At 39.3% G+C, this 19,769-nt stretch carries 16 protein-coding genes; 9 read left to right on the forward strand and 7 right to left on the reverse strand.

Annotation, left to right across the window (positions count from 1 at the left end):
- The first annotated feature begins 2 nt into the window (after positions 1–2).
- From HWV02_RS10975 to HWV02_RS10985, 3 genes are read left to right on the forward strand one after another with little or no spacing between them, the layout of a single operon-like run.
- Entirely contained in the window at positions 3–1,472 is a 1,470-nt protein-coding gene (locus HWV02_RS10975; RefSeq protein WP_211690472.1) for a capsule biosynthesis protein, read from the forward strand.
- Positions 1,456–2,517, forward strand: coding sequence for a glycosyltransferase (locus HWV02_RS10980; protein ID WP_211690473.1), 1,062 nt, complete (start codon positions 1,456–1,458; stop codon positions 2,515–2,517). Before HWV02_RS10975 ends, HWV02_RS10980 begins: the two co-directional genes overlap by 17 nt.
- 3 nt (positions 2,518–2,520) lie before the next feature.
- On the forward strand, positions 2,521–4,377 hold the full coding sequence (locus HWV02_RS10985; protein WP_211690474.1) for a sugar transferase: 1,857 nt from the start codon (positions 2,521–2,523) through the stop codon (positions 4,375–4,377).
- Between the two features lie 10 nt (positions 4,378–4,387).
- On the opposite strand, the gene HWV02_RS10990 is transcribed toward HWV02_RS10985, so the two are convergent.
- The 3 genes from HWV02_RS10990 to HWV02_RS11000 are packed head-to-tail and all read right to left on the reverse strand — an operon-like array spanning position 4,388 to position 9,774.
- Complete coding sequence (locus HWV02_RS10990) at positions 4,388–5,653, reverse strand: CsiV family protein (protein ID WP_211690475.1); 1,266 nt, start codon at positions 5,651–5,653, stop codon at positions 4,388–4,390.
- A complete protein-coding gene (mfd, locus tag HWV02_RS10995; protein WP_211690476.1) occupies positions 5,650–9,126 on the reverse strand; it encodes a transcription-repair coupling factor in 3,477 nt (1,158 codons plus the stop codon). The genes HWV02_RS10990 and mfd overlap by 4 nt, the downstream gene beginning before the upstream one ends.
- Before the next feature lie 48 nt (positions 9,127–9,174).
- Entirely contained in the window at positions 9,175–9,774 is a 600-nt protein-coding gene (locus HWV02_RS11000; RefSeq protein ID WP_211690477.1) for a hypothetical protein, read from the reverse strand.
- A gap of 218 nt (positions 9,775–9,992) precedes the next feature.
- On the opposite strand from HWV02_RS11000, the gene HWV02_RS11005 reads away from it, so the two are divergent.
- From HWV02_RS11005 to lolE, 3 genes are read left to right on the forward strand one after another with little or no spacing between them, the layout of a single operon-like run.
- The gene (locus tag HWV02_RS11005) at positions 9,993–11,219 is read left to right on the forward strand and encodes a lipoprotein-releasing ABC transporter permease subunit (protein WP_211690478.1); all 1,227 of its coding nucleotides are present in this window, start codon (positions 9,993–9,995) and stop codon (positions 11,217–11,219) included.
- The gene (gene lolD, locus HWV02_RS11010; RefSeq protein ID WP_211679675.1) at positions 11,212–11,931 is read left to right on the forward strand and encodes a lipoprotein-releasing ABC transporter ATP-binding protein LolD; all 720 of its coding nucleotides are present in this window, start codon (positions 11,212–11,214) and stop codon (positions 11,929–11,931) included. Before HWV02_RS11005 ends, lolD begins: the two co-directional genes overlap by 8 nt.
- On the forward strand, positions 11,931–13,178 hold the full coding sequence (gene lolE, locus HWV02_RS11015) for a lipoprotein-releasing ABC transporter permease subunit LolE (RefSeq protein ID WP_211690479.1): 1,248 nt from the start codon (positions 11,931–11,933) through the stop codon (positions 13,176–13,178). Before lolD ends, lolE begins: the two co-directional genes overlap by 1 nt.
- Before the next feature lie 464 nt (positions 13,179–13,642).
- Here the strand turns inward: lolE and HWV02_RS11020 are convergent, their stop codons facing one another.
- Positions 13,643–14,161 carry a DUF2062 domain-containing protein gene (locus HWV02_RS11020; RefSeq protein WP_211675368.1) on the reverse strand — a complete coding sequence of 173 codons (519 nt, stop codon included), beginning with the start codon at positions 14,159–14,161 and terminating at the stop codon, positions 13,643–13,645.
- A gap of 28 nt (positions 14,162–14,189) precedes the next feature.
- Between HWV02_RS11020 and HWV02_RS11025 the strand changes: the two genes are divergently transcribed.
- Positions 14,190–15,773 carry a ComEC/Rec2 family competence protein gene (locus HWV02_RS11025; protein ID WP_255550658.1) on the forward strand — a complete coding sequence of 528 codons (1,584 nt, stop codon included), beginning with the start codon at positions 14,190–14,192 and terminating at the stop codon, positions 15,771–15,773.
- Positions 15,774–15,781: 8 nt separating this feature from the next.
- Entirely contained in the window at positions 15,782–16,126 is a 345-nt protein-coding gene (locus tag HWV02_RS11030) for a hypothetical protein (RefSeq protein WP_211679676.1), read from the forward strand.
- A 21-nt stretch (positions 16,127–16,147) separates the two neighbouring features.
- Here HWV02_RS11030 and HWV02_RS11035 read toward each other — a convergent pair whose 3' ends face one another.
- From HWV02_RS11035 to HWV02_RS11045, 3 genes are all read right to left on the reverse strand, one after another.
- Positions 16,148–17,056, reverse strand: coding sequence for a TIGR01777 family oxidoreductase (locus tag HWV02_RS11035; protein WP_211690480.1), 909 nt, complete (start codon positions 17,054–17,056; stop codon positions 16,148–16,150).
- Between the two features lie 267 nt (positions 17,057–17,323).
- Positions 17,324–17,797 carry an NYN domain-containing protein gene (locus HWV02_RS11040; RefSeq protein ID WP_211690481.1) on the reverse strand — a complete coding sequence of 158 codons (474 nt, stop codon included), beginning with the start codon at positions 17,795–17,797 and terminating at the stop codon, positions 17,324–17,326.
- Positions 17,798–17,829: 32 nt separating this feature from the next.
- Complete coding sequence (locus HWV02_RS11045; protein WP_211690570.1) at positions 17,830–18,285, reverse strand: YaiI/YqxD family protein; 456 nt, start codon at positions 18,283–18,285, stop codon at positions 17,830–17,832.
- A gap of 123 nt (positions 18,286–18,408) precedes the next feature.
- Here HWV02_RS11045 and HWV02_RS11050 point away from each other — a divergent pair, with 123 nt between their 5' ends.
- On the forward strand, positions 18,409–19,722 hold the full coding sequence (locus tag HWV02_RS11050; protein ID WP_255550659.1) for a L,D-transpeptidase family protein: 1,314 nt from the start codon (positions 18,409–18,411) through the stop codon (positions 19,720–19,722).
- Positions 19,723–19,769 lie beyond the last annotated feature (47 nt).

A 19,769-nucleotide genomic window follows, 5' to 3' on the forward strand; every position in this document is an offset into this window, starting at 1 on the left:
ATATGGGTATTATTGTATGGGGTAATATTTATCGATTTATCGAGACAATGTGGCGCCGACGTTATTACCTTGGTGTTTCTATTGTAATCGCAATGCTGAGTGCATCTTTCATGAGTGTTATCACGGATAAGCGATACGATGCACACACATCGATATTAGTTCAGGAAAGTGCATTGCTTAATCCATTTTTAGAAGACTTATCAGTATCATTTAATCTTGAACAAAGGATCGTGGCTTTACGCGTGTTAGTACATAGCCGGCACATACTATTAACCGTTGCTAAGCAAAATGAGTTAATCGATACCAGCAGCAGTTATCGAGAAAGAGACTTAATTGTTGAACAACTGTCAGATGCAATCCTATTGACGCTATCTGGCACAGATCTGGTGATTATCTCTTTGAGTTGGGATGATCCAAATAAAATGGAATCGATTTTGAGCTCTGTTAGTCAATTGTTTATTGATAGTTTAATGGCACCCAGTAGAGCATCAATTGTTTCATCAGAGGAATTTCTACTTGCACAGCTAGAGTTAAGGCGTGATAAGTTGGTCGTAGCAGAGGAAAAAATGGCTTCATTTCGTCGTAAACATATCGGAGTTTTACCTGAGTTATTTATTCAAAATAATCAGACGCTATTTTCTATTTACAGTGAAATTAGAGAGAAAAATATTGAATTGTCAGGCGCTTATGGTCAGTTGAATAGCCTAAAGCTTAAATTGGCGCAAACGAATCCCGTGATCGGTGTAGTTGAAGAGCAAATCGTAGCAGCAGAAGCAAAACTGTCACTCTTAAAAGCAAGTTACACCCGTAGCCATTCTAAAGTTCAATCTGTTGAATTGCAGTTAAATAATTTAAGAAATGAGCAAAATAAATTACTAAGTAAAAACGTGGCATTAACAGATGAACAGTTAGAACAGCTATGGAATTTGGTCTCTGTTGCTGATAAGGGGAATGGTGAAAGTAAAGTGCCGTCATTGTTATTATCTCAGTTAGAGAATCTGCAAGCCGCTCAATCGCGCGTTATACAATTAGAAAATGAAGTTGCAATGTTACGACAACAATCGGAGCATTTAACAAGTAACGTCGCGATGGAAGCGGATGTGGCGAAAGAGCTGAGTGCTCTAAAGCGTGATCTGACCGTTAACACCAAATTATATCATGACTTATTAAACCGTCACGAGATGGCAAAAGTGACTGGTGAGCTAGGTCGTCATGAAGAACCTGAAAAAATTAAAGTAATTGATAGGCCTTTTACGCCAGGTTATCCCTCTAATTTGTCTCTGTTCGTATACATAATTATTGGTCTATTTAGTGGTATAGGTGGTGGTATTGGTTTGGCGGTTATAGTCGAGTTATTAGACGATACGTTATGGCACATCAGAAAAATAAGCTTGTTTGATGGTATTGACATTATCGTTCGATTACCTTCGATTGATTATGAAAAGGATGTTGATAATGAAAATCATGGTTGAAATTATTCAACATCTAAAACCGGGTGGCATTGAAAAGTTAGTGATTGATATCATGCGATTACAAGATTCAGATGTTAGGGTTTACATCGTAGCGTTAGAGGGGGATAAGTCGGCTTGTTTAGCGCTCTGGCCTGCATTGAAACGGTATCAAGAACGATTAGTTTTTTTAGACAAGAAACCGGGGTTTACACTCTCGACGGTAAGGCGACTGCGTAAAATATTAAGGACATTAGAGGCTGATGTTATACACACTCATCACATTGGTCCTTTGCTTTATGGTTGTATGGCAACGCTAAAATCAACCAACATACAGCATATTCATACAGAACATGATACGTGGCATTTGCTTGATAATAAGCAGTTACAGATGACAAAGTTAATGTTGCGGTTAAGTCGAATCACGTTAGTTGCCGATGCGTCAACGGTTGGAATAAAGCTATCTGAAATGCTTGGCAGTAATGTTAATCCTGTCACGATCTTAAATGGCATTGATACAGAAAAATTTTTACCTAGCCTAAATCATAAACGTTATAAAAATAACACCCGTGTTTTCAAAATTGGTTGCGCAGCAAGGCTTGTCACTGAAAAATCCTTGGACGTATTAATTCAATCTATCGCGGATATTCCTAATGTGGAACTATATATCGCTGGCGATGGCCCTGAACAGCATAACCTTGTTAATTTAGTGCAGGAATTAGGCTTGTCAACTAAAGTTAAATTCATTGGCTATACAGATGATATAGTTAGTTTTTATCATCAGTTAGACTTATTCGTACTTACTTCGTCAAATGAAGGACTACCTTTGTCAATATTAGAAGCTCAGTCGTGTAATGTTCCTGTCGTTTGTAGTGATGTTGGCGGTGTGCATGAGGGTGTATGTAAACAAACGGGTCGATTAATTAAACGCCATTCTGTTAATGAATTTCATATTGCGATAAAAGCACAGATAAAGCAGCGTAGTGAGTATCAACCTCGTGATTTTATTACGCAAAATTTTGATATTAAAAAGATGATCAAAGCTTATAACAAGCTTATTGAGGAGTAGCCTATGGATTGGCTTCTGTTTGGTGCAATATTATCGATTAACTTATTCATTTACCATCACTGGGCTTACCCTAAAATTTTGCAACTCTACGCAAAGTGTAAGGTGAGAGGGAAAAAAAATGACACATTTAAATCACGAAAATATGTTTCAAATGATGTTGATAATGAACTTCCTATAATAACGATCGTTATGCCTGTTTATAACGAAGCTAAATACTTAGGGGACAAGCTGACGAATCTACTTATGCTTGATTATCCGGCCGATAAATTACATGTTGTGCTCGGGTTTGATGGTTGTTCAGATAATTCTGTACAAGTTGCGGAACAATACTTAGATCAGTTTGAATTGCATAACATACACATTGAATTAGATGTGCACGAAGAAAATCATGGCAAGGTTTATGTTATCAATAAACTATTAAGGCAATATAAAGCAAAGTCCGATATTTTAGTTTTGAGTGATGTGAGTGCGTTAATTTCCATTGATGCGATGCAGATATTTGCTTATCGGATGGCTGAAAACGATGTTGGGATTGTAACGGGTGACTATCAACTATATGAGGATGGTTCGAAAGGTGAAACTCATTATTGGAAGTACCAACGGAATATTCGTAAAGCAGAAAGTGTAACGGGGTCAATTATTGGACCTCCTGGTGCCTTATACGCAATTAAAGCTAGGTTATTTGAAGAGATCCCGTTTGATACCATTAATGATGACTTTGTCTTCCCTATGTTATTAGTAAGTCGTGGATATAGGGCTGTATTGGATGAACGCATTTCGATTATTGAAATGGAGGCAACAAGTGAGTCTGATGATTTTTCGCGACGTACCCGCATTGGCGCTGGTAATGTTCAACAAGTACTTCGGCTTAGTAGTTTATTATCATCAGGGCATGGACTGACGGGGTTTAACTTTTTTAGTGGTAAATTCTTACGGACGTTAATGCCTTTTAATTTATTGGTTTTATTTGTGTTTACATTCTTTCTAACAAATAGTGAATATGTCATTGTTGCCAACGTAGCTTGGTTCTTATGCTTTAGTCAATGCTGTTTGTATGGTGGTTCGGCTGTGGGTTTGCTGTTTGATATCGCGCCTGTTCGTCAACCTTGGGCATCACTTTATTATATAGCAGTAGGTTATATGGCTAGTTTTTATGGTGGAATTCGTTATATCTTTGGTTTAGAGCGAGGGGCTTGGGTTAAAATTAACAGTGAGCAAGATCATGGCAATGATTTTCAGAGAAAAAGCGTGGTTATTCCTAAACGAATTTCTGACATGCTCATATCGATAGTTTCATTGTGTATTATCGCCCCTTTTGTGCCATTTATAGCACTCGTCATTAAATTGAACTCTAAAGGGCCTGTTTTTTATCGTCAATTACGCGTCGGTGAAATTCGTTATGAATATGTAGAAGTGTTTATGCTCATTAAATTTAGAACGATGGTGCTAGAATCAGAATCGAAATCAGGTCCTGTTTGGGCACAAGAACAAGATGATAGAGCTACGTCTGTAGGTCGATTCTTACGTAAAACGAGGATAGATGAGCTACCGCAGCTGGTGAATGTGTTACTTGGCGACATGGCGATTGTAGGACCAAGACCTGAGCGGCCTATTTTTTGTGGTAAATTAGAAGAAAAAATCCCGTATTATTTAGAGCGTACTCACGGTGTTAGGCCGGGTATAACCGGGTTAGCACAAATATCTCAAGGTGCAGATACTTGCATAGAAGATGTGCAAAATAAGCTCTATTGGGATCATACATATGCTTTAAACCTAACGAGTTTTAGTCGCTGGCTTAAAGCAGATACGATTATTATATTAAAAACCTTTTTAACTATGGTTAGGTCCAAAGGTCACTAAAAACGTTACCTTATTGGGCCGCCTCTGTTTTTTCAGGTACTGGTGGCTCATACTTTCTGATTTGAATTAGCATGCCAAACATAGGGTGATCAAGGTAGTGAATTTCGCCACTGCGGATCACGCGTAATTGTTGCATTGGATAGCTATTTAAGAAAGGCACCGTTTTATCACGTGGTTGTACATTGTTAACGGCTTCGCCAAGTGATGTATCATCATTGATTTTAATTTTTTTATCTGTTAACGCTATTTCGTTGTGCTTTGCTTGCTTAGGTTTTAAATGAATATCGAGTAGTTTCAATAAATCGACATTTTCAGCGTTCGTTGTTACTTTTTCAGTTGTTTTTACACCTTCAATTTGAGTTGCAGGAATAACTTTAGTACCTTCTTTACGTACAAACAAGTTTGTTTTTGCATAAAGATAATGTTCTAGGTATATCGTTAATTCACCATCAATCTTCCAAACAGGAGTTGTCGGTTCTACTGGTGTAACAGGGGGGGTCATCGTTTCAACGCCGTCTGTTTGAATGATAACGCCATCATTGATGGTCGCTGCACTATCTAAATCAATTACATTTGATTCATTGGTCATCGTGCTTGCATTGGCAGTAATGGCTGTCGGTGTGAGGTTCTGGATTATAGCATTACCATTCAACTGGTATTGTTGCTGGTAATTTTGACCCGCGAACAGACGAATTGGTATTGCGTCTTTTCGTGTTTGAGGTTGCATACGCCATGCTGTATGCAAAACAACATTGTAATTAGCATGATTGTTAAGTGCTGCAAATTGTTTATTAAGTTGCAATTCACTTGCTGGCACAATTTGTAAGGCTGGGTCTTTGATGTTATCTTTCAAATTTGCACCATCAATGACAACATGCGTCGATTTAATTAAATCGCTGTTTATATTTGTTTTAGCGACAGCCTGCTGGCCGCTATCTTCACCGTATATAGGTAACGTATCGCTATCGTCGATAAACGTAGGCTGTAAGCCTGCTGTTATTGTATCGTTTGCGAAAGCTTGTGCATTGGTCTTAGCATCGCCGTTTGGTGTGATCAAATTGTCATTGTTAATGAACAATGACATCGGGTCTTTATTCTGTTTGGAATAAGTTGGATATACGGCTTGATCCCAATGCTCTATCACTTTATCTGGGTTGACATTCCGTTCGAATAAAATAACTTCGACTTCGAACCAACGCTCTTCTTCAGCGGCATTTACTGCAAATGAACTACCAACAGATAAACCAACTAATAAACTGATTAACGATTTTTTCAACGTTTAACTCCTGCAATCTTATTTTTTGCAAATTCAACTAGCATTGCTTCTACTAATGTAACACGATCTTTTGCATCCGGTGATTTGATTGCAAACTTCAATTTTGATGGTCCATCCATGCTATACACACGAGGTTGTTGCTGGATTAGACGGATAAGATAGCCTACATCAACCTGATTATCTTCACCAAAGCTAATATAGCCACCAGCGGGACCTATTTCAAGTCGTTTAATACCTAAAGGCTCTGCTTGTAATTTTAACTCGGTTTGACGGATCAAGTTTTTAGCATTGTCAGGTAATAATCCAAAACGATCAATAAGTTCAACTTGAACTTCACGTAACTGCTCTTCACTTTGACAACTTGCGATACGTTTATACAGAGATAAACGCATATTAACGTCATGAATGTAATCATTCGGTAATAGCGCTGGCACACGTAGTTCAATTTCGGTTTGATTTTTAAGGGCTTCTTCAAGCGAAACTGATTTACCTTCTTTGATACTTTTCACTGCCTGGTCGAGCATTTCCATATACAAGGAGAAACCAACAGAGGTTATTTGACCGCTTTGTTCATCACCTAATAGTTCACCAGCTCCACGGATTTCAAGATCGTGCGTTGCCAAGGTGAAACCTGCACCAAGATCTTCTAATGATGCGATAGCCTCAAGACGTTTTTTAGCGTCACTGGTGATGCGTTTCGGGTGCGGCGTTAATAAGTAGGCATAGGCTTGGTGATGAGAACGACCAACACGACCACGTAATTGATGAAGTTGTGCTAAACCGAGATGATCTGCACGATCCATAATAATTGTATTGGCAGTAGGGATGTCGATACCCGTTTCGATAATGGTTGTACATACCAACACATTGAAACGTTGATGATAGAAATCAGTCATAACGGATTCTAATTCACGTTCTGCCATTTGCCCGTGAGCCGTAACAATACGCGCTTCCGGTAGGAGTAACGCCAATGCTTCAGCTGTTTTATCTATTGAGTCGACATTGTTATGCAAGAAATAAACCTGACCACCACGCATGATCTCACGCATGATTGCTTCTTTTACCACATTGTCCTCGTACTGGCGGACAAATGTTTTAACGGCCAAACGCTTTGCTGGTGGTGTTGCTATGATAGATAAATCACGCATGCCATTCATGGCCATATTCAGTGTTCTTGGAATTGGCGTTGCGGTTAGCGTTAAAATATCAATGTCGGCACGTAGCGCTTTTACTTTTTCTTTTTGACGCACACCAAAGCGATGTTCTTCGTCAATAATAAGCAAACCAAGCTCGGCAAACTCAATTTTATTACTGAGTAACTTGTGTGTACCAATGAGTAAATCAACTTTACCGGCTTTTACATCAGCTAAAATCAGCTTTTGTTCTTTAGCTGTTTTAAAACGAGAGATAACTTCGACACGTACAGGCCAGTTAGCAAAACGATCTTTGAAGTTTTCGAAATGCTGCTGAGCAAGTAAGGTGGTCGGTACCAGTACGGCGACTTGTTTGTCGTTCATTATTGCCATGAAGGCAGCGCGCATTGCGACTTCTGTTTTGCCAAACCCCACATCTCCGCATACAAGACGATCCATCGTTTTGTCTTGGCGCATATCATCCAGCACGGCTTGAATCGCCGTTTTCTGATCGTCTGTTTCTTCAAACGGGAATCCATCGGCAAAGGCAGCATATGATTCTTTGTCGCATTTATATTGAAAACCACTTTTAGCGGCGCGCTGTGCGTAGATATCCAATAATTCTGCAGCAACGTCTCGAACACGCTCCATTGCTTTGGTTTTGGATTTTACCCAGCTATCACTGCCTAGTTTATGTAGTGGCGCTGACGCTTCTCCGGCACCGCTATAACGGCTGATAAGGTGCAGTGCAGAAACCGGTACATAGAGCTTTGCTGCATTGGCATATTCAAGGGTTAAAAACTCGGTTTCCATCCCAGCGTTAGCAATAATCTGCAGGCCGAGATAACGACCGACACCATGAGAGATATGCACAACCGGTTGACCAATACTTAACTCAGTGAGGTTTCGTACTAGCGCATCGTTGTTTGCTTGTATTTTTTTATCGGTACGACGGCGCTGGATGATCTTGTGACCAAGCAGTTCATTTTCACAAATGATAGCGACATTTAGATCGTCAATAATAAAGCTGTTTACACACTGGCTCACCCAAATACCAATCGCAGGTTTCGCTTTCAAAAATTTGGCGATACTGGTGATTGCTTTAGGCTTTATCTTGGTTTTTCCAAGTAGATCTAATAGTGTTTCACGGCGACCTTCAGATTCAACACTGAAAATTATTTTACCGTCAAACCCTTCGATAAATTCAAGCAACGGCGCAAGCGGGGCTTTTTTCTGATGGTTAACTGATATTTCAGGTAAAGTGCTAAAGCTTAAGTTGGTATTACCTGCTTTTTCATTCAGACATTCATTGCTTAAGCTTACTTTACTGTACTGGCCAAGTGCTTGGAATAGTTCTGCAACAGGTAAATAAAGTGAGTTTGGCGTAAGTAATGGGCGTTGAATATCATGGCGGCGGTCTTCGTAGCGTTTTTCAACGTCTTGGAAGAACACTTCTGATGCTTGATGTAATTCACCTACTTGCGCAATCGTAAGTTGTTTAGGTAAATAATCAAATAACGTGGCAGTTTCAGTTAAGAATAACGGGTGATAATACTCAATACCTGTAGGTAAGTAACCTTTGCTTACTTGCTGATAAATGGATTCAGCTTCACGAGATGGCGTGAACAATGCTCTAAACTGCTGACGGAATAATTCAATCGCTTTATCATCTGTTGGAAATTCGTGCGCAGGTAATAAATTAATGGCTTTAAGTGTACCCTCTGAACGCTGCGTCTCGGTGTTAAAACCACGAATTTCTTCGACTTCATCATCAAAAAAGTCGATTCGGAACGGTGAATCACTTCCCATCGGATACAGATCAAGAATCGAACCGCGCGCAGAAAATTCACCGTGCTCTAATACTTGTTCAACAGCATTGTAACCACTGGTTTCTAAACGTTGGCGCATCGCATGCATATCAATTTTGTCGCCAGTTTTGACGATCAAGCTATGCTGGGCTAAAAAACTGACCGGAGCGATACGTTGCATCAAAGTATTGACTGATACAATGATCAGCCCACTGGTCGTCTGCTGAAAACGGTGCAGGGCATGAATACGTTGCGAAATAATATCTTGGTGTGGCGAGAAGTTATCATAGGGTAATGTCTCCCAATCAGGGAAGGTGATTAAGGGTTTATCATCCGCTAAAAAATGGCGTACTTCTTGTTCAAGTTTTAAGGCACTTGGGGTATCTGCAACAACCGCAAGGATAGGGGTATTTGTTTGTGAACAGAGCTCTGCAAGTGTGAATGCGAGGCTACTGCCAACAAGGTTACCGTAGGCGATCTTATCGCCTTGTTTTTTCGGTAACGGTAAAGAAAGAATAGCTGTTGATTTCATAGTTATCAGTAATCTAATCGAATTGTTAGGGATTGTGTTTTAGTCTATTTATTGACCATTTTCTTGGCGTAGCTCGGCACGTTGTTTAAGCTGTAACTGCTGAATTCGCAATGTCGCACGGATTAATATTTCTCGGTCGATATCACGGATCCTAGTATATGATGCGGTATATTCAATGAGGGTATCATCAGTGTCTAGCTCATCACGTGCAGAATGTTGTTCTTCACGTTCAGAGATAACGCCATAGCAATAAATAGCCGAAGAGTCATTAGGTAAGAATATCTTAATACGTACTGCTTGCTCGAGTGCTAAATCAGTATGCGCTAGAAACTTGACTTCACCCGCACCAAACATGGTTGAGTTAAAGCGAGATTCAGGGTGATCTTGTTGTGCGAGAACATAACCCATGATCAAATTTATTTTATTATTTTGCATCTGTAAAAAATCAGCAAGTGCGTCAGCTTGTTCGCCGATGTTTCGAATTGAGCGTAAGGAATTACTGTCGATTTCGGCAACGTCATTGGCCATTTTAAATGGAACTGGCATTTCGTTTTCGAGCGCCAATCGAGACGTTGGGACTTGATCAATAGAAACAGGTTCAATATTGACAGATAAACTATGCTGAATAGAAAAATATTGTTGAGCCACTTGCTGTCATCCTTTTCGAGATTACGAACCTGTTATTGTGGCATATCTATTTCTATTTATCTTGTTTAGTTTATTGTATTGCACTTTAAGACGCTGCTTTGAAACCAGAATACCTAATCGATCACAACTTGGTGTGAAGACGTGATTTTACTTGCTCATTAGTGGTCATGTCTTTAGAATGAAAGACAGTTTTTAGCAAGGTATTCTTAATTATATTTATGTATCACCCTCTAAGTTTATTCATCGGCTTGCGTTATACTCGCTCGAAGCGCAACAATCGATTCGTATCATTTATTACTTTATTCTCGACAGCTGGTATCACCATTGGCGTATTAGCGCTGATCACTGTTTTATCGGTAATGAACGGTTTTGAACAAGATTTGAAAGTCCGTATTCTTGGCGCTGTTCCCCATGTAATTGTCACCCCAAAAACAGATGCGATTGATGTAGAAAAAAGTTTGTCTGCATTGGCTAATGATCCGTTGGTTGCCGCTGTTACGCCGTTTTTACAAGCTGATGCTATGGTGCAAAGTAAAAGTGAGATACAAGGTGCACAGCTGCAGGGAATTGACCCATCTTCCTACCCGCAATGGGATGTCATTCGTCAGAATATGCTCATTGGTGATATTTCATTATTGCAACCGGGTAAGTACAACATCATTATTGGCCGCAGCATGGCAAAATCATTAAATGTTAAGCTTGGCGATAAAATTAGGCTTATCTCAACTAAAGGCAGTGTCTTTACGCCGATGGGACGTGTGCCGAGCCAACGCAAATTTACAGTGGTTGGGATTTATTCTGTCGGCTCTGATGTTGAAGCCACGCAGGTATTGGTTAATATTACCGATGCGGGTAAATTGGCGCGCTTAAAACCCTCGAGTCCGATGCAACATCGTGTGTTTGTTCATGATCCGTTTTCTGTTAATGAATTAGCCAGTCGGGACTTTTTTAATGATTTTGATTCAATGGATTGGCAGACTGCGCGTGGTGAGTTATTCCAAGCAGTGAAAATGGAAAAAAATATGATTGGCTTATTGCTGTTCTTAATCATTACCGTTGCTGTGTTTAACATTCTTTCATCACTGGTTATGCTGGTCACAGAGAAAGAAACGGATGTTGCTATTATGAAAACCTTAGGTATGAACCGACCGACTATTGTGCAAATTTTTATTATCCAAGGTGCTTGGACCGGTGTGCTGGGCGCAATGGTTGGTGGCATTATGGGCATTGCATTAGCGGCTAATTTAAATGAGTTTATGTCCCTTATTGGTCTTAATCTTTTAGCGCAAGCATCTGGCGGTGCGCGTTTATTACCTGTTTTATTTGATTGGTCGCAGATCGCGTCCATAATTTTCGGTGCGATTGCATTAAGTCTACTCGCAACACTTTATCCTGCATTTAGAGCGGCAAATATTAAACCTGCCGAGGCATTACGTTATGAATAATTCTTTATTAGTTTGCAATAATCTCGAAAAAATTTACCAAGAAGGTAATCTTGATACTCACGTATTAAAGCAAGTGTCATTAACGGTCGAAAAAGGTGAGTTGGTTGCGATTGTTGGTCGTTCAGGTTCTGGTAAAAGCACATTATTACATTTGATGGGCGCGTTAGATACGCCGACTTCTGGTTCGGTACACCTTAACGGTGTTGATATTCACAGCATGTCAGAAAAGAAACAAGCGGCAATGCGTAACCAGAACATGGGTTTTGTGTATCAATTTCATCACCTGCTTAATGAATTTACGGCGTTAGAAAATGTGTGTATGCCGTTGTTGATTGCCGGTATGAAAGTGTCCTTAGCGAAACAAAAAGCATTGGCAATATTAGATCGAGTCGGGTTATCTCATCGTGTTGAACATAAACCAAGCGAGCTTTCTGGTGGTGAACGTCAACGTGTTGCGATTGCACGTGCCTTGATTAACGAACCTAATATTGTGTTCGCGGATGAACCAACGGGTAACTTAGACCAAAGCAGTGCTGAAACGATTTTCAATTTGATTAAAGAGTTAAATGAGACTTGTGATACGGCCTTTATTATCGTTACCCATGATGAAGAGCTCGCTAATCGGTTAGGGCGTACTTTGCATATGGCTGACGGCGTATTAACAAACGAGAATGAAAATCTGCAGGTAAGTACTGTCAAGGAGGAGGTGTAATGTTTCGTCCGTTAGCGGCTTATATCGGATTGAGGTATACATCATCTAAGCGTCGAAATGGCTTTATTGCGTTTATCTCAGCATCCTCAACTGTAGGCATTGCATTAGGTGTGATGGTATTGATCATTGGTTTATCTGCAATGAACGGTTTTGAGTATGAGCTTAAAAACCGGATTTTAGCGGTTGTGCCTAATGGTGAGCTCGAAGGGGTGAGTGAACCTTTTGATGATTGGCAAAGTGCACAGAAGACATTACTCGACCATCCCGAAGTTGTCGGCGCAGCACCCTTTATCAAACTGAATGGTTTATTACAAAAAGGTCATGAGTTAAAGGCGGTTCAACTTCGCGCGGTCGACAGTGAGGCTGAAAAGCAAGTCTCTGAAGTATACCGGTATGTTGCGCAAGGGACGTGGGATAGTCTTAATGACCCGACTAATAACCGACAAGTTGTGCTCGGTCGAGGCATTGCAAAAGAGCTTAAGTTAGCACTTGGAGATACGGTCACGGTATTATTATCGCAGCAATCAGGGCAATCCTTTAAAGCACCACGCCGTTTTAACTTTACTGTATCAGGTATTATTCACCTAAGTGGTCAATTAGATAACAACCTTGCCTATGTGCCTTTGAGTGCAGCTCAAGATATTCAGGATAAAGCGTTTAAAGCAGATGGCTTGAGTATTAAAGTGACTGACATTTTTGCGGCGAACCGTATTGTCCGTGAAGCGGGTAATAAGTTAAATCATTACTTGTACATTCGCAGTTGGATGACAAGTCAGGGGTTCTTATATCAAGATATTCAGATGGTTAAAAGTTTGATGTACGTAATTTTAATTTTAGTTATTGCCGTGGCTTGTTTTAATATTGTGACCACATTAGTGATGGCAGTTAATGATAAGCGAGCAGATATTGCCATTTTAAAAACGATGGGGGCGTCAAATACGTTATTACGTTTGATCTTCATCGTGCACGGCGGTATTAACGGTATTCTTGGTGTTGTTTCAGGGACGATACTGGGTATTTTAATCTCAGAGAATTTAACTGTGATTATCAAATTTATTGAAGGCTTAATCGGTCATGAATTTTTATCAGGTGACATTTACTTTATCGACTTTTTACCATCTCAGTTGTCAGTAAATGATGTGCTGGTGGTTGGTGGAGTTGCTATGGCTATGAGTGTACTCGCAACTATCTATCCAGCAAATAAAGCGTGTTCGGTACAGCCTGCGCGTGAACTCGGAAACAAGTAGTTAAATAAAATTCGCTATATATCAACAAGTAATTGGATGCACTTCCTCGAGAGGTGTATTTTTTTGTCTCGAATTCATGCTTAAATGATAAACCCACAATAAGTTGTTTTAACTCTCCATATTTGAGGTCGATATGAATATCAGATTTGTACTAGCTTTTACATTAATACTAGCCAGTATCGGGTAAATAGTGAGGGCTTAATTATGTAATACCGCCACCGATCAGTGTTGAAAGTGTATTGGTATCGTACTTCTTATAGTACAAATGGTTTGTTCTGGAAGAAAATCGGATGAAGAGATGTGCATAGAAGAATTTGACTCTGTGTCAGTGCTCCTAGCTCTTGGGATGAAGGTGATTACGGGCAACCCGTACAATTCTGTCTTGTTGGCAGTTTATAGAAATAGGTAAGAATAAAAAAGGCCACATTACTGATTAAGTGATGTGGCCTTCTCATTTTTAACACTTATTTTGTGCGTGATGCTTTACGTTTCTTCCAAGCATTAATAATTTTCCAACGCCATAACCAGCGGATACTAAAATAACCAGCAATAGAAAAGAGTGTGCCGGATACAAAACAGCCAAGTAGAAATGCAGGACCATATAAGTTTATCGCCTGCATTAACCAGTCTATTGTTAGTTCGAATGAGAATGGATGGACTGGTTCTTGCAATATCCATGCACCTAACTCATAAGTGGCAAAAAACATTGGTGGCATGGTAATGGGGTTTGATAACCATACGAGCGCTACTGATAATGGTAAATTTACACGGAATAAAATGGCAAAACCAGCGGCTAATAGCATCTGAAAAGGCACGGGAACAAACGCCATAAAAAGACCGACAGCGAAAGCACCAGCTGCAGAGCGGCGATTTAGGTGCCAGAGGTTTGGGTTGTGTAACAGATCACCAAAGATCTTAAGGTGCTTATGTTCTTTGATTGATTCTGGGTTTGGGAGATATTTCTTAATTAAATTCTTAGGCATAATTCTAATCAATTCTCAGGGGTAATGAATGACCGTTAAGGCCATACTACTTTCCATTACCATATTAATAAGTATGTTCTTTGTTGATCTTGAACGTATTCAATTTCTAACGATAATGACGGTCGCGGTCTTTATCCTTGTTTATGTGAAAGTACCAACTATATTAGTTCTTCTGTTTGTTACATTGGGCTGGTCCATTTTGTATAAAAATAGCGTAATAAATGAAGCGAATACGTTATTTAATAATACGACATCGCGACACAAACAACCACAAGTGGAAGCTGCACAAGACAATATCATAACAGCTGAGGTAATAACATTAGTAAATAAAAAAAACCTACTTTCGTTTGATGTAAAGGTTATCAAGATCAATAATACAGTGTTGTCTTTTATACAACCTAAACTTGCCTTGAAGTGGCCAAGTCCAGAATACTACTATCCAGGGGAACTGGGTATCGGTCAAGTATGGCGGTTTAAAGTACGATTAATTAAGTCAAGGACTCAGGCGGATGATAATACTTTCCCTTCCTTTAAATCTAGATTGTTATCTCGGCATATTCAATATATAGGCTTAATTGAAAAGGGGGAGGTGATTCGACCTCAATTAAATTTACGTGGTGACTTGTATCAGATGTTTAAATCGGTATCACCGATTAATGCAAACCCTATGTTGTACGCATTAACATTTGGTGATCGCAGTTATATCAATAATGCCCTTTGGACTCAGTTTAAATTACTCGGTATTGGCCACTTAGTTGCAATATCAGGTTTGCACATTGGACTTATTTTTGGGTTTTGCTATCTCTGCTCACGGCGATTATTGAGGTTATTTGAGCCCCCTTATAATCTTGTGATTAGTTTATCGATAAGTCTTGTTGCAGCCATCTTTTATGCATGGATTGCGGGTTTTTCATTACCTGCGCTACGGGCTATTGTTTTACTGTGTATACATTGTTTATATCGCATTCAATATTACAAAGTGACACTATTTCAATTGTTCGCAACAATGCTCTTAGTTACCTTACTACTTGATCCTTTAACGGCATTTTCGATTAGTTTCTGGCTATCATTTTCAGCAATGGCTGCCGTATTTATGTTAGTTTGGATTTATCAAAAAGAGACTGAAATCAGGGATGAGAGCCCAATTAAACAGGCGTTAAAGAATGGTTACCGCAAATTGACAACTGTATGTTGTAACCAGATGTTGTTAACATTACTCTTGCTTCCCATTCAAATTGCTGTTTTTTCAGGGTTTAGTTGGTTGTCTGCTGTCGTAAATCTGATTTTCATACCCGTATTTAGTGTATTAATATTACCGGCATTGTTGTTTGCAGTCATACTATTGCCTGTCATGCCGATGATTAGTCGTGTATTAATGAGCACTGTTAATAGATTCTTGAATATCATTCAGGAGATATGGGTTAAATTGACGTCTAATGACGTTATTTGGATTGATGTTGGAGCGGAATTAAATACGGTCTTTTATAACTGTTTGTTGCTCATTTTCATATTATTGATGGCTGGTTTACTATTTAAACCGTTACAAGTGACATTTCATTCTTTATCCTTGTTATTATTACCCTTAGTTTGTTATAGCTATATATTGAGTTAGGAGATGTTATGAATAAAACCCTTAAAGCAGGCCTATTATCCGCGTTCTTATTTCCAGGAGCTGGGCATTTGTGGTTAAAGAAGTATATGGCGGCGGCTGTCTTTGCCGTTGCAGCAGCGCTACCACTGTATTACATTATGGATATCACTATAACGCAGACGCAATTAATTGTAGATCAAGTGATGTTATCAGGTGGTAATATCGATTTGCTAAATATTAACCAGTTAGTTACACAGCAGGCGGCATCTATAGATACACAAAACATGCATCTTGCAACCATTGTGTTGCTCTGCGTATGGCTTGTTAATATATTGGATGCAATTAGATTAGCAAGAAAACTTGGGCATGAATAAATTTCATCAATATTTAGCCAATCATGCATCATAGATAGCTGAAAACGCTTGATCTAGTACATCAAAACTAAACGTAAAACCAGCATCGAGTAATCGAGTTGGCAATACGCGTTGACCATACACAAGGAGGTCGGCTCGTTCGCCCAGTAATAATCGTAAAAGAAGCGCTGGTGTCGTTAAACGCGCCTTTTTACCAAAGCAAGCGGCTAATTTTTGGGCAAAATCAGTATTCGTCACCGGGTTTGGTGAGGTAAGGTTAAAGGCGCCACTGGCTGATTCATGTTGTAATAAATAATTAATTGCAGCAACCATGTCGTCAATATGTATCCATGACATGTATTGATGACCTTTTCCTATTGGACCGCCAAGTCCTAATTTAAAAGGCAATGCCATTTTTTGTAATGCTCCTTTATCTTTACCTAATACAATACCCGTGCGTAATATAACAGTGCGGGTCGACGGGCAGCACGTACGGGCTATTTCCTCCCAATGTTCACATAGCTTGCTCGCATATTCAGGATAATGATTGAGGTGCTTTTCATCAATGCTGCTATCACCTTGTCGACCATAAACGCCAACGGCTGAACCACTGATAAAGACGTCGGGTGTGATCGTCTTTGTTGAAATTAAATCAACCAGATGTTGTGTGATTTCCCAGCGGCTCGACTCTAAAACATGTTTATGCTTTGCACTCCACATTTTATCCATAATAGGGGAGCCAGCCAAATTGATCACTGCATCGATATGGATTGCACTGGGTAACTCATGTAACTCCGAGATGAACTTGATGCTGTCCGAAGAAATATGTGAAAAGAGATTTTGTGCATTGCTAATATCACGGGTTAATACAGTAAAGTCATAATCAGCTTGGAAAGTATTAACAAATGCTTGGCCAATAAAGCCGGTGCCACCCGTTATCAATATATGCATGCTTGTTACTCAGTTCGTTATGCTACTTTCAGTGTAGGCCATTTTGGCCTATTTTATAAAATTGTTAGACTTTGGTTTAACAAAAATCAAGCTAGGATTAGCGTTTAATTTGCTTTTTACTGCTTTAATGTATTTGGTATTCATGTTTAATGCACGCCAATAAATCTACAAATATAAAATCTAGCACTAAACATGTCGAAAAATGTAAATAACACAATGGCACTCATTGTGAGTAATTAAATAGATGTTCGAAAATTTCCCCCGATGTTACAATAAAAAATCCTCATAAATAGGATTGAATACGGTTGCGCTATTGATTAAAGCATTCGCGGTTAAGGCGGGCACACCATAAACTTCAGTTCTCACTTGATGACGGGTTTTTATCGTATCAAGCAGGATAGAAAAGTCACCATCTCCAGAGAGCAGGACAACAGTATCGACCGATTCTGCGACTTGTAGTACATCGATTGTGATCCCTACATCCCAGTCACCTTTCGCCGAACCATCACTGCGTTGGATAAATGGTTTAAGCTTCACGTCAAAACCGATATGTTTGAGTGCATCTTGGAATTTACGTTGCTGATCATCACCTTTATCTATGGCATAAGCATACGCTGTTATTACGTCGCCCTGTAATAATAAATGTTGCCAGAGTTTTCGGTAATTAAACTGGCGACCATAAGTTTGGCGAGTGGTGTAATAGATATTTTGAACATCAACAAACACAGCAATTTTTTGCACAAATGATTCCTAGGGTTCGATATTAATGAGAGTTATGATTTATTCGCATACTTAGCAAGGTATTGGTCAAGAGCATTACCAAACGCCTGTTTATCTTTTGCTCCTAAAGCCGCTGGGCCACCAGTCATTTCACCACTTGCTCGCATCGTATCCATAAAGTCCCTCATATTAAGACGTTGACGAATATTACTTAATGTATATTTTTCGCCTCGGGAGGTGATTACATGTGCGCCTTTTTCGATGACTTCTGCTGCAAGTGGTATATCAGAGGTAATAACAAGATCATCCTTCGCTACTTTTAAGACAATGTGATCATCAGCAACATCAAAACCAGAAGGTACTTGTGTCATCGAAATATAAGGAGAGGCAGGGACTCGTATCCAATGATTTGCAACTAATACTAATGGCGCTTTAACGCGAACTGCTGCACGAAAAAGTATTTCTTTCATTGGGATCGGACAAGCATCTGCGTCAACCCAAATTGTAATATTGTTTTGCATATAACCTTCACGTTAGTTTAATAAACTTCATTTTAGCGTATTAACAACCAAAATTGTTGGTCAGTTGGTATTTATTTACCATACTTAATTATATTCAGTGGAGGGATTACCATGTTTAAAAGGTATCCCTTTAAGGGATTGAAATATGTACTTCGAAGTGGGCTTAAAAATAAAATAACATCATCACTGCTATTCGTAATGTTGTTAGTCTATTACCATTCTTTATCTGCTTTGCCGTTACATCAGATCTCGATTGTTGGGCCCAATTTTAATGAATCAAAAAGTACAAATGAAATCATAAATGATCGGTATGCGGTTGTAAATCACCGTAAGTTACAACCGCACAGTGTATTGCCTTTTATGAGTGGTAATATCTTTGTGCCTATGTCTAAAACAGAACTGCAATTTTTGAGTCGTGCAACCTATCTCAGTAGGCTCTCCTCGCAATATACGTGGGATGAAATCAAGATATCAAGGTTATTACGTGTTGGTGATCGTGACGCGGTGATTTATGATATACATTCACGATTAATATTACTTGGCGATAGTGATGAATCGGTAGAATTGTCAGATCTTTATACAGATAAAGTAGCCAGTGCAGTGCGCAGTTTTCAGCGTCGACACGGCCTTAACCCTGACGCTATAATTGGTCCAAATACATTAAAGTGGTTAAATTTAAATCCTCATCGTAGAGCAGAATTACTCACTCATAATATGCAACGAAAGATTAACTTCATGGCTAATCTTGGCGCTCGTTATCTCCTAGTTAATATACCTGCTTACGAATTATTACTGAGTGATAATGGTGAAATTGCACTGCGCTCACGTGTTATCGTCGGTAAACCTAAAAAACCAACCCCGATACTGACCAGTGAAATTAAAAGTATGGTGATAAATCCAATCTGGCGTGTACCCCGCAGTATTTTAGAAGATGATCTACTGCCAAAAGTAAAACTCAATGGTGATTTCTTTAATCAGCGCGATTTTAGTGTTTACAATTATCAAAATGAAAGAGTTGAAAAGTCACCTGAAGAATGGGAAATGCTAGCAAATGGTCTATTTCCATATCGACTTGAGCAAATGCCTGGTGTAAAGAATACGTTAGGTCGTTATAAATTCTATTTTCCTAATAACTTCAGTGTTTATCTACATGATACAACCAATCCTAAATTGTTTAGTCATTCGAATCGAGCGCTGTCTTCCGGCTGTATTCGTATCGAAAAAGTGGATGAATTGGCTAATTGGATTGCACATAGTTTAGTCGATAATAAGTCGTTGTGGTCAAAACTAAGGTTCAGTCGAGATATAACAAAATGGTTCCCTTTGAATGATGCACTACCGGTTCACTTGGTGTATTGGACAGCATGGATTGACGACAGTGGATTAAGCCAATTTCGCGATGATATATATGCATTACAGAAATAAAACTTGATTTAATACTTCCTAGCATATAGATTCCCCTGTTTCTGTAC

The organism is Moritella sp. 28, from assembly GCF_018219435.1.
Taxonomy (GTDB): domain Bacteria; phylum Pseudomonadota; class Gammaproteobacteria; order Enterobacterales; family Moritellaceae; genus Moritella.